The following is an 11,961-nucleotide window of genomic DNA, read 5'->3' as shown; positions in this document are numbered from 1 at the left end:
AACAGGAGGGGACATGAGAAAGACTTCGTTACTTTTAATTTTAACATTGCTTGTCTCATCTCTTTGCTTTTCCGATAAAATAGTATTAAGGAATGGAACATACTATTACGGAGAATTAAAAGAATACCGATTCGGCTATTTCTACTTTGATGTAAAAGAGGTATATGGTATCAAGCCGATGAAATTCTCCAAGTATGATGTGGAAAGAATTGAATTTGTAGAAGAATACATACCTGAAGAAAGCAGGGAAGACGAATACATAAGAGAAATGAAAAGGGGGAAAAGACAGAAGGCTGTTACTGTATTTTCAAACAAGCCCTGGCTCGACACTCTTATCGATGTCAAAGAGGGCGATATACTCTTCTTTGAAGCAAAAGGAACTATAAGAATTGGATCCGGAAGACCTAAGATAGGACCTGAGGGAGAACTGAAGAAATACTGGGGGGATAACAAGCCAATCCCTGGAGAAAGCACAGGGGCATTGATAGGAAAAATAGGAGAGTCAGGGGCTTTCCTAATCGGAAATGAAAGAAGAGAATTCAGGATGCCTGCAAATGGCAGGCTCTTTTTAGGAGTAAATGACGATAATATCTTGGATAATTCAGGATATTTTACAGTCGTAATTTTCTACTAATACAAACGCATTTAGTTCTGATGCATTCCTGTCCCCTCACCCCTTTTCCTATTTTTCATAATCTTAAAAACCCAAAATTAACTTTTATTGCCCCAAAGTTTTGCATGTTTTGTTAAACTCGGAAGCATGTAAAGTTCCAAAAATTGACCAATTCAATTATTAATGGTAGGATTTTTTTCAAATCTAATTAAAAGGAAAGAGAAATGGATAAGATTAAAATAATTCAAAGCAAACTAAAAGAATTTAACATCGATGGATGGTTATTCTATGATTTCCATAACAGAGACCCTATAGCTTACAGAATCCTTGGCCTTGATCCAGGTAAATTAGCCACAAGAAGATGGTATTATTTAATACCAGCTTCAGGCAGTCCAAAAAAATTGGTTCACAGTATTGAAAGCACAAAACTTGATATTCTATCTGGAGAAAAATATGTATATCTTCCCTGGAATCAACAGCAAGCCTTTCTTAAAGAGATTTTAACTGGAATTAGAACTCTCGCAATGCAGTACTCTCCTTTAAATTCAATTCCATATATATCTATGGTGGATGCAGGCACAGTAGAACTTATAAAAAGTTTCGGAATAGATGTTGTTTCATCTGCAGACCTTGTTCAGATATTCGAGGCTTATGTATCTCCTGAAGAATATAAAAATCACAAAGAGGTTGGAGAAATAATACATTCAATTTTAAATAATTCCTTTTTAGAAATAAGACAAAAAATAAACCAGAGGAAAAAAGTAACTGAATATGATATCCAGCAGTCAATCATTAATTCTTTCAAAGCCAATAAGTTAACCACAGATGGGGATTTGCCTATTGTAGGTGTTAATAAGCATTCAGGAGACCCTCATTTTGACCTGACTGAGTCAAACTCTTCTGAAATAAAAGAAGGAGATTTTGTTCTTATTGATCTATGGGCAAAAAAAGACATTCCAGAAGGAATCTATTTTGACATCACCTGGACAGGTTATGTGGGTGATAAGATTCCTAAAAAATATTTAGATACATTCGAAATAGTAAAAAATGCAAGGGATAAAGGCGTTGAATTTATCAAAGAAAGATTTAAAAAAGGAGAAGATATATTCGGATATGAAGTGGATGATGTTGTTAGAAATCCCATAAAATTGAGCGGATATGGCGATTATTTTATTCATAGAACAGGTCATTCGATAGGAAAGGATGTCCATGGAAACGGGGCGAACATCGATAACTTGGAAACCAAAGATGAGAGAAAATTGCTTCCTGGAAGTCTTTTTTCAATTGAACCAGGAATCTATTTTAAAGAATTTGGAATCCGTTCTGAAATAAATGTTTACATTTCGGAGGAAAAAGAAGTAATAATAACAGGTCCTAAACAGGAAGAGTTAATAAAGATTTAAATGCCCAGGAGGTTTAAATGATTTATTATCTGTACATAATTCTGATTTATCTTTTAATTCTTGTTGGTGCAAACATGTATCGTGCAAAAAAAGTAAAAACTCAAGAAGATTTTATGGTTGCAGGAAGAGCTCTAAACTGGAAGATAATGGTCTTCACTTTAGTTTGTACATGGATAGGGTCAGGTACGTTCATCGCAGGAGCTGAATTTGCTTATAAAGCAGGCATGTCATCTCTCTGGATGGCAGCTGGTGCCTGGTTTGGCATCATTATAATTTATTTTCTTTCTGGAAAAATAAGAAAATTTGGGCAGTTTACAATAGGAGATATTCTTGAAACAAGATATAGCAAATGGGCTCGATTATTCGGAAGCATAGCCCTGGTTATCTCATTTGTCTGTATTGTAAGCTACCAATTCAGAGCGGGTGGCTTAATCCTAAACATTGTTACTCAGGGAAAAGAGAAAATTTCAATCTTAACCCTAAATGATAATTCAAAAATAAGAGCCTATGATTTAAAGAAAACAGAAAATGAATATATATTCAAAAATGCAGATAGTTCAGAAACATCAATGGCAATAGACAAAATAAAATCAATCGAGGCAGAGGCAAAAATATCTGTTGAACAGGGGCAGCTTATAACAGCAATTTTTGTAATAATTTTTACAGCTCTTGCAGGTATGATTTCCGTAGCATACACAGACCTTTCCAATGGAATAATCATAGTGTCAGCCTGTATCCTATCTCTTCCTTTTATGCTTCATACAGCAGGCGGATGGCCAACTATAAAGACAAACCTTCCCCCTGAGTTTTTCCATGTCGTAAACCGTCATTTCGGTGAAATGCCTGTTCTGACCGCTCTTGGGTATTTCTTCTCAACCTTCTTCCTCCTCCTTGGAGTTCAAAGTATGTATCAGAAATTTTATTCTGCAAAAGATGAAAAAACAGCGAGAAAATCTGTTGTATTCTGGGTTATGGGCACAATATTCGTTGAAACCGTTGTTGTAATTTTAGCGGTGGCAGGAGCTTCGGTTTTTAAAAATCTTGGAAGGCCTGAGACAGTAGTTCTTGAGGTTGCAGCAAGAGGTGTTCCTATGCTTGTAGGTGTTTTGCTTCTTGGAGCAGCCTGTGCAGTGGTAATATCAACTGCAAACAATTATCTTTTAAGCCCTACAACAAATGTTATGAGAGATATCTATCAAAGATTTATAAATCCGAAAGCCGAACAGAAAAAAATGGTTTTACTATCAAAGCTCTTTGTTATGTTGCTCGGCATAATTTCTTTTTTAATCGCAACAAGACTTAAATCAGTATTGGCAATGGCATACTTTGCATATACAATTTATGGAGTTGCAATTACCCCAGCTTTAATAGTTGCTCTCTCCTGGAAAAGAGTCACAGAAGCTGGAGGGCTTGTGTCAATAATATCTGGAGCTTTAACTGCATTAGGCCTTAAATTATACAACTCTTTAACAGGCCATGACCTATTTGGAATTCCTTTAATATTCCCCTCGTTGATTGTTTCGATTGGCTCCCTGATTATAATTAGTTTTCTGACAAGGCCATCTCCAGATGAAAAATGGAAACCTTTCTTTGATTGATGTACATATGAATTTATAAATTATATTAAGAAGATATTAACTTTTTTGAAAGTTCAACAACTTCAAGCGCCTTTTTAATCTGCGGATCTTTTCTTAAAGCAAATTTGACCCCTTCTATAATTCCTCCTGCAGATGATAATATTTCTCTATTTATCTCAAATCTAATCAATTCTTTATCTTTTTCAAATTTAATTTCATCAAAATTAATTTTATTCTGTCTTAAATAATTTTTAAAATCATTTAAAACCTCATCGCCTACAGGAAATACTGCATTCAACAAAAATCTTTTGAATTCAGTTATATCATTTAATCCGTATTTTTTAGAGATAGGTAATTCCATGTTAACAAATTTATTAGCATAAGAAAAAAATGCTCCTTTCGCTCTTAAAAATACTATTATCTCCGGTAATAAAATTGATTTAACTTTAAAATCGGGTGTAATTCCCCCGCCTTCATACACTTGCCTTCCTTTTGATGGAAATTTAATCTCCTTCTGCTGTTCAGATTTTTCCTCTTCATAAAAAATAAAATATTCTTCCCAAGAATCATAATCCCTTTGGATTGATCTCCCGCTTGGAGTGTAATATTTTGCAGTTGTCAAAGCTAAAGCTGTATCAGGACTTGTCTGAAATATTGTCTGAACAAGTCCTTTCCCCCAGGTTCTGTTTCCAACCAAAATGGCCCTTTCATGCTCCTGCATTGCTCCTGCTACTATTTCTGATGCACTTGCAGAACCTCTGTCTATTAGAATAACTAAAGGAATGTCTTCATACTGACCATCTTTTTCAGAATAATATTCCTGTTTTAATTGCGGTTTCTTTCCTTTTGTAACTACTATCAATTTTCCTTTTGGAAGAAACTCATCACTCAGGCTGATTGCCTGGAAAAGAGGACCACCGGCATTTCCTCTTAGATCAAGGATTAAAGCTTTCATTCCTTTTTTCTTGAGATCATCTGCTGCTGCTTCAAATTCTGAAGTTGTAACTTCAGCAAAATTTCTGATAGATATGTATCCAACTTCTGAATTAATCATAAAATAATAATTTACACTCTTCAAAGAAATCTCTTCCCTTACGATTGAAAATTCCAGAGGTTTTTCAAAGCCTTCCCGCCAGATTGTTACTCTTACAGTCGATCCTTTTGGACCTCTTAATTTCCTTACAGCCTCTTCAGAGCTTATGTACTTTGTGTTGTCTCCATTAATATGAGTTATGACATCTCCTGGTCTAATTCCCAGTCTCCAGGCTGGAGTCCCTTCTATAGGAGAAATGACAGTTAGCCTATCTTCAATTTTAAGGATTGATATTCCAAGTCCATAATACTTTCCACTTTGTTCCTCCCTCATTGAAGAAAAATGAGAAGGATCCAGGAAATGTGAATGGGGATCGAGTGTACTCAACAATCCTCTTATTGAACTGTAGATAAGTTCTTCCCGATTTATATCTTTTACACTATTTTTTTCTATCATTGAAAAAATTCTGGAATATTTCTTAAAGCCCTCATCCCACTGGTTTTTCTGCAAACTTATCGAAAAGACCAATAATAGAGAAATTATAACTATAAAAATCTTTAAGGTCTTTTTCACAAAAAAATGTTAACACAGTGAATTTTATTTGTAAAATTAAGAGGGTAAATTTGACTAAAAATTAAAAAAAAAGGATAATTTGCTGATGGATAAGTTATCATTAATTACAATTGCTCTATTTTCAATCTGCTGCACCCAGACCAACCTTCCAGCACCAGAGGGAAGTATATTATACATAGAAGCTGAACCAAAACAGATTTCATTTATAGGTGGAGTTTCTCTAATAAAAATAAAAGGGTTTGAAAAAAATGGAAAATCAATAAGGGATGGAGTCTTAATAAATTTTTCAACCACCCTTGGTACAATAGATTCAAGTTCGATTACAAAAAACGGAAAAGCCTATGCAAGCTTAAAAAGTAATGGAATTTCTGGAATTGCCACTGTTTCGGCTACCTCAGGAAACAGTGCTCCTGTCAGCACTGATGTAACTTTTACAGACTTTTCTTCTTCAATTCAGCAAATTAATGTATCTTCATTTCCTGAATCTGTTTCCTCCTCAGGAGGAAAAGTAAACATTATCATCAATGTATTAGATTTTAATAATAATCCAATTTCCTCAGTGCCGATAATTCTTACAACAACAAAGGGAACCTTTTTATCAAATGGAAAAGCTCAGTATACTGACGAAAATGGAAAAATTGAAGACAAACTCTTCATCCCAGAAAATATTTATTCCTACCCTCTAACAATCACGGTAAAAGCTTACTATGCTACAACTTTCAACTCCCTATACAATTCAATAAATATAATACAACAGGGAAAATAACCATGTTTGGTAACATAGGACTTCCTGAGCTTATATTGATTTTCATCATAGCTCTTTTAATATTTGGTCCTAAAAAGCTTCCTGAGCTTGGAAAAACCATCGGCAGAGCCCTTGCCGAATTCAGAAAAACCACCTCTGAGATTAAAAATTCAATCGAAGAGGAAATAAGGTCTATTGAGGTGAAAGACTTAGAAATAGATTTAGATAGAGAGTTAGAAAAAGAGAATGAAGAGGAAAAAAAGCCCCAATGAAATGTCTTTTCTCGAGCATCTGGGAGAACTGCGAAAAAGAATAATATATTCTGTTTCTTTTTTGGTAATTATGTTCTTTGCTTCCTGGGGATTTAGCAAAGAAATCTATAAATTCTTAGCAAAGCCATTAACCCGATTTCTTCCGACCGGAGAAAAGCTTGCATTTACTTCAATCGTTGACCCTTTCATGATGTATTTAAAAGTCTCTTTCCTTGCGGCTATTTTTTTCTCATCTCCTTTTATATTCCTTCAGTTATGGCTTTTTGTTGCACCAGGACTTTATGAAAAGGAAAAAAGATATGTTCTTCCCTTTGTATTCTTCACGTCTTTTTTCTTTCTCTCAGGAGGAGCTTTTGGATATTTTATAGTATTTCCCTGGGCCTGTAATTTCTTTCTAAAATTGGGAGCAGATTTCAGACCTGTCATAACGATTGATCAATATTTTTCTTTAGTAATCAAAGTATTACTCGGAATTGGATTAGTTTTTGAACTTCCCATACTCATATTTTTTCTATCAAGGCTTGGAATTGTGAACCATAAATTTCTCATAAACAAAATTGGCTATGCAGTTTTAATTATTTTTATCATTTCAGCATTAATAACACCAACTGCTGATATGATAACTCAAACAATCCTTGCAGGGCCTATGATTGCTCTTTATCTTGTTGGTGTTCTTATAGCTTATATTTTTGAAAAAAAAGAAAAAGAAAATCTTAAGGGCTAAAAATGCTAAAAGGAGGGAAAATATGTGAAATAAACATTGAAGAAACTCCTTTAACTCCCCACGTTGATTTTTTCCTTAAGGGTAAATCCGGAGAGATTCTTTGTGAGCTAATGTTGTGTCACTTAAATACGTTTCCTTATTCTTATGTGAAACAACACTTTCCCTACGAGAGAAAGATCTCCTTAGACGCTTCGCTGAGCATCCCCCAGACATGGGGAAGTTCCTTCCCCATACCCCTTCAGTGTGCTGTAAGAGAGACCGTCTGCCTGCGAAGAGATTTAAGGAACAGCACACTAGATAAGTTTATTTTTAAAAATTAAATGAAAAATAAATTGTTAAAGATTAAAGACCTTCCACCAGAGGAAAGGCCGAGAGAGAGAATTGAAAAATATGGAGCTTCAACTTTATCCGATTCAGAACTTTTAGCTATCATATTAAGAACAGGAACTAAAGAGTCATCAGCTTTAGATTTGGCAAAAGAAATTCTTTCAGAAAATAAAGGTTTAAAAGGGTTGATTAAATTGAGCTTTGAAGAACTTTCAAAACTAAAAGGAATTGGAAAAGCTAAAACTGCTCAGATATTAGCATCTTTTGAAATCGCAAAAAGAATTTTAAGGAAACCAGAGAAAGAAATCTCATACAAAAATCCTGTTGAGATTGCAGATTATCTGATTCCTCGATATTTCTCTGAAAAAAAAGAAAATTTTGGAATGTTGATTCTTGATACAAAAAACAGGATTAAAAAGGAAAAAATTATTTTCACCGGAGATATATCTACAAGCATGGCTCATCCAAGAGAAATATTCAAAGAAGCAATCTCAAACTTAGCTTCATCAATTATCATCTTTCACAACCATCCATCAGGAGACCCGCATCCCAGCAGATATGACATCGAAATTACAAAAAAAGTTTATGAATCAGGAAAGATAATAGGAATTGAGCTGCTTGACCATATAATTATAGGAGATGGAAAATATTACAGCTTCAAAGAAGAAGGAGAATTATGGCCTTAAACTCGATATACTTTGAGTGTTCAGCCGGAATCAGTGGAAATATGGTTTTAGGCTCATTACTCGACCTTGGAATCTCTCAAAAAGAATTTCACGATGCCATCGATGAACTCTCACTTCCTGTTAAGATTGAAATAAAAAAGGTTAAACGCTGTTCAATCAGTGCTATTTTAGTAACTATAGAAGTACTGCAAAAAGAACAGAAGCCTCGAAATCAAAAAGAAATCGAAGAAATGATTGAGAAAAGCCCATTTTCTCCTCAAATAAAAAACAAAGCCAGGCTCATTTTTAACAGATTGTTTGAAGCTGAGGCTAAAGTCCATGGTTTCAAAAAAACATCCGGACATCTTCACGAGGCTGGTGCAGATGATGCCCTTGTGGATGTGTTTGGAACCCTGTTTTTATTAGAAAAACTAAAAGTAAAGAAAATTTCATCATCTCCTTTAAATTTAGGAAGAGGGTTCGTTGAAACACATTCAGGGAGATTCCCGATTCCAGCTCCTGCAGTTGGAGAATTACTGAAGAACGTCCCAGTTTATTCAGAATCATCTCAGGAGGTTGAACTTGTAACTCCAACAGGGGCCTCGATATTGGTGTCTTTATGTGAAAAATTTTCAGATTTTCCCTATTTAAAATATGAAAAGATTGGATACGGAGCTGGCAGTAAAGATGTTAAAGAATTTCCCAATGTATTAAGAGCCTTTTATGGGGAAGAAACTCAAGAAAAAGAGGAAAAATTGTTCCTCGTTGAAACAAACATCGACGATGTAGAGCCGCAAATTCTTGGAAATCTTATGGAAAAGATGATAAAAAAAGGGGCACTCGATGTTTATTATACTCCAGTCTACATGAAAAAAAATCGACCTGGAGTTCTTGTATCAATACTTTGCGATAAAAAAAATGTACAAAATTTTTTGAACATACTATTTTCTGAAACCACTACAATAGGGACAAGAATCAATGAAGTTACAAGGGTATCTCTTCCAAGAGAAACAAAATACTTTGAATTTTTTGGAGAAAAAGTTAAAATAAAAGTTTCGTTCTGGAAAGGAAAAGAGGTAACAGTAAAACCTGAATTTGAAGATTGTCTCAGAATATCAGAAAAAATTGGCATGCCTTTAATGGAAGTAATAAGCGAAATAAAGAGATTGTATGGAATCAAAAAAAATGGATCTAAAAAAGATTGAACAAGGTGTAAAGCTTATACTTGAAGGAGTGGGCGAGGATTTGAAAAGGCCTGGCCTCAAAAGAACTCCTGAAAGAGTGGCAAAGATGTTCCAGGAAATTCTTTCAGGCATTGAAGAAGATCCTTCTGAAATTCTGAGAATAATCGAAGAAGAAGAACATGAAGAGATGGTTCTTGTAAGAAATATCCCTCTCTATTCGATGTGTGAACATCATCTTCTTCCATTTGCAGGGATTGCCCATGTTGCTTACATCCCATTTCAGGGAAAAATAATCGGCCTTTCAAAATTAGTAAGACTTATAGATATCCTATCAAGAAGACTTCAGGTGCAGGAAAGGTTAACCAAACAAATTGCTGATTTAATCGAGAGGACATTGAAGCCTCAAGGAGTGATGGTTGTTATCGAAGCTGAACATCTCTGTCTTTCCATGCGGGGCGTGAAAAAGCCAAAATCTATAACCGTAACATCTGCAGTAAGAGGATTGTTCAGAAAGAACGCCTCTACAAGGAGCGAAGCCCTTTCATTGATGAAATTGAATGAATCGAGAATATAAAAAATGGGTAAGACTTTTTATGTAACTACTCCAATTTATTATGTAAATGATGTACCTCACATTGGTCATGCCTACACAACTATTATCGCTGATACGATAGCCAGGTTTAAAAAATTGATGGGCTATGAGGTTTTTTTTCTCACCGGCACGGATGAACATGGTCAGAAGGTTGAAAAAGCTGCGAGATCTCAGGGTATGGAGCCAAAGGAGTTAGCCGACAAAGTTGTGGAAAGGTTTAAGGCTCTATGGAAAAAATTAAATATCAAATATGATTATTTTATAAGAACAACTGAAAAAAATCACGAGGAGGGAGTGAAAAAAATATTTTCTTTCCTGATGAAAAAGGGAGATATCTATAAAGGTGGTTATTCGGGCTGGTATTGTATTTCCGATGAATCTTTTCTGCCAGAAAGTGCAGAGTTCAGCAGTAATGGAAAAAAGATATGTCCAGATTGTGGAAGGGAGTCAGAGATTGTTTCCGAGGAATGCTATTTTTTCAGACTTTCAAAATACAGGGATAAATTGTTAAAATTTTATGAAGAAAATCCTGAATTCATTCAGCCCTCATCAAGAAGAAATGAAGTCATCTCTTTTGTGAAAGCAGGATTGAAAGACCTGAGTGTTACAAGAGCAACTGTCAGATGGGGAATACCTGTCCCTGGGGATCCTTCTCAAACAATATATGTATGGTTCGATGCATTAATTAATTATCTCACTGGAATTGGGTATGGCTGGGACGGAGAAAAATTTAACAAGTTCTGGCCAGCGGATATCCATTTAATTGGGAAAGATATACTCAGGTTTCATGCCATATACTGGCCTGCATTTTTAATAGCAGCTGAAATACCTCTTCCAAAAACAGTTTTTGGCCATGGGTGGTGGCTTAAAGATGAAACAAAAATGTCAAAATCAAAAGGAAATGTGCTTGACCCATACACTCTCCTAAATGCTTTTGGGTCTGATAGCATCAGATACTTTCTTTTAAGGGAAATACCGATAGGACTTGATGGAAATTTTTCCCATGAAGGATTAATAAATCGTATAAATTCAGACCTAGCAAATGATCTGGGAAATCTCCTGAACAGAATTCTTGTAATGGCAAAAAAATATTTCCACAGCGTTATAGATACAATTGGTGAAGAAAACAATTTAGACTCCAGTTTAAGAAGAAGTTTTGAGAAAACAAAAAAATTAGTAACTGAAGAATTTGAAAAATATTCAATAAGTAAAGGACTTGAAGTAATCTGGGAATTTATCTATGAAATCAATAAATATTTAGACCAAGCAAGGCCATGGAGTCTCTCTGAGAAAGAAAAAAAAAGTGGAAGACTTGGAAGGATTCTCTTCCAGGGACTTGAATCCATAAGACTGATAACACCATTTCTTTTCCCTGTTATGTCTGGGTCAGCAGAAAAAATATGGAATGTCTTTTTTCCTGAAACAAACATTGAAAATTTAAATTTAACTGAAATTGAATGGAAAGAAAGAAAATCATTAAAGGTTCAGGAGCCATTTCAATTGTTTCCAAGAATAGATTCAAAAGAGTTTTTCTCTGAATAAATAGTGTGCTGTACCATATAAATATCTTCGGACAGGAACAATTTCTCCTAAAGCACACTGAAGGAGCATGGGGAAGGAACTCCCCTATGTCTGGGGGTGCTCAGCGAAGCGTCCAGGGAGAGGCTTTCTCCCATAGGGAAAGGTTGTGACACAAATAAATAACAAAGACAATTTTGAGTGTCACAACAATAAAGGAGGAGGCAAATGATAACAATAGATGAATTTAAAAGAATAGAAATGGTTGTGGGCGAGGTAAAAAATGCAGAAAGAGTTCTTGGAACAGAGAAACTCTTAAAATTAGAAGTCGACATAGGAACAGAAACAAGGAACATGGTGGCTGGAATTGCTCAGGAATATTCAGCGGAAGAACTTATTGGGAAAAAAATAATCGTTTTAAAAAACCTTCAGCCAGCTACTATAAGAGGAATTGAATCAAACGGGATGCTCCTGGCAGCAGATGTGAAAGGAAAAGCTGTACTTCCTTTTTTTACTCAAAATGTTCCCAATGGAGCAAAGGTAAGATAAATAATCTTAAATTTTTACCTAATACAAACGCATTGAATAAATTGTAGGGCAACCCTTACAGTTATTTCATATGATTAGTACTCTTTACTTGTTAATATCTTTAGTTATAATTCTTTCTCAGGAGGTTTTGATGGAAAGAGACCAGAAGAATGAGAGAATAGAGAGGTTGATGAGTAAAGGGTTAGA

General features: G+C 34.9%; 12 protein-coding genes. 11 read left to right on the top strand and 1 reads right to left on the bottom strand.

Annotated features, from left to right (window positions below):
* The first annotated feature begins 13 nt into the window (after window positions 1-13).
* The 3 genes from AB1410_10545 (at window position 14) to AB1410_10535 (ending at window position 3,614) form a co-directional block, all read left to right on the top strand.
* A complete protein-coding gene (locus tag AB1410_10545; GenBank protein ID MEW6457135.1) occupies window positions 14-634 on the top strand; it encodes a hypothetical protein in 621 nt (206 codons plus the stop codon).
* Between the two features lie 203 nt (window positions 635-837).
* Complete coding sequence (locus tag AB1410_10540; protein ID MEW6457134.1) at window positions 838-2,016, top strand: M24 family metallopeptidase; 1,179 nt, start codon at window positions 838-840, stop codon at window positions 2,014-2,016.
* Window positions 2,017-2,033: 17 nt separating this feature from the next.
* Window positions 2,034-3,614 carry a sodium:solute symporter family protein gene (locus AB1410_10535; protein ID MEW6457133.1) on the top strand — a complete coding sequence of 527 codons (1,581 nt, stop codon included), beginning with the start codon at window positions 2,034-2,036 and terminating at the stop codon, window positions 3,612-3,614.
* Window positions 3,615-3,639: 25 nt separating this feature from the next.
* On the opposite strand, the gene AB1410_10530 is transcribed toward AB1410_10535, so the two are convergent.
* On the bottom strand, window positions 3,640-5,082 hold the full coding sequence (locus AB1410_10530; GenBank protein MEW6457132.1) for a S41 family peptidase: 1,443 nt from the start codon (window positions 5,080-5,082) through the stop codon (window positions 3,640-3,642).
* A 202-nt stretch (window positions 5,083-5,284) separates the two neighbouring features.
* On the opposite strand from AB1410_10530, the gene AB1410_10525 reads away from it, so the two are divergent.
* The 8 genes from AB1410_10525 (at window position 5,285) to metG (AB1410_10490) (ending at window position 11,775) form a co-directional block, all read left to right on the top strand.
* Window positions 5,285-5,965: a hypothetical protein gene (locus tag AB1410_10525; GenBank protein MEW6457131.1), complete on the top strand. Its 681-nt coding sequence runs from the start codon at window positions 5,285-5,287 to the stop codon at window positions 5,963-5,965.
* A gap of 2 nt (window positions 5,966-5,967) precedes the next feature.
* Window positions 5,968-6,216, top strand: a complete 249-nt coding sequence (gene tatB / locus AB1410_10520; GenBank protein ID MEW6457130.1) for a Sec-independent protein translocase protein TatB — start codon at window positions 5,968-5,970, stop codon at window positions 6,214-6,216.
* A complete protein-coding gene (gene tatC / locus AB1410_10515) occupies window positions 6,191-6,940 on the top strand; it encodes a twin-arginine translocase subunit TatC (protein ID MEW6457129.1) in 750 nt (249 codons plus the stop codon). Before tatB ends, tatC begins: the two co-directional genes overlap by 26 nt.
* Window positions 6,941-7,260: 320 nt before the next feature.
* A complete protein-coding gene (gene radC, locus AB1410_10510) occupies window positions 7,261-7,953 on the top strand; it encodes a DNA repair protein RadC (GenBank protein MEW6457128.1) in 693 nt (230 codons plus the stop codon).
* Window positions 7,944-9,137: a nickel pincer cofactor biosynthesis protein LarC gene (larC, locus tag AB1410_10505; GenBank protein MEW6457127.1), complete on the top strand. Its 1,194-nt coding sequence runs from the start codon at window positions 7,944-7,946 to the stop codon at window positions 9,135-9,137. Before radC ends, larC begins: the two co-directional genes overlap by 10 nt.
* Complete coding sequence (gene folE, locus AB1410_10500; GenBank protein ID MEW6457126.1) at window positions 9,118-9,690, top strand: GTP cyclohydrolase I FolE; 573 nt, start codon at window positions 9,118-9,120, stop codon at window positions 9,688-9,690. Before larC ends, folE begins: the two co-directional genes overlap by 20 nt.
* 3 nt (window positions 9,691-9,693) lie before the next feature.
* Entirely contained in the window at window positions 9,694-11,250 is a 1,557-nt protein-coding gene (metG, locus tag AB1410_10495; GenBank protein ID MEW6457125.1) for a methionine--tRNA ligase, read from the top strand.
* A 204-nt stretch (window positions 11,251-11,454) separates the two neighbouring features.
* A complete protein-coding gene (metG, locus tag AB1410_10490; GenBank protein ID MEW6457124.1) occupies window positions 11,455-11,775 on the top strand; it encodes a methionine--tRNA ligase subunit beta in 321 nt (106 codons plus the stop codon).
* Window positions 11,776-11,961: the final 186 nt, after the last annotated feature.

The organism is Acidobacteriota bacterium (genome assembly GCA_040756905.1).
GTDB lineage: Bacteria > Acidobacteriota > Aminicenantia > JBFLYD01 > JBFLYD01 > JBFLYD01.
The sequence above is the reverse complement of the archived record's forward strand: the minus strand, read 5'-3'. Positions and strand labels throughout refer to the sequence as shown.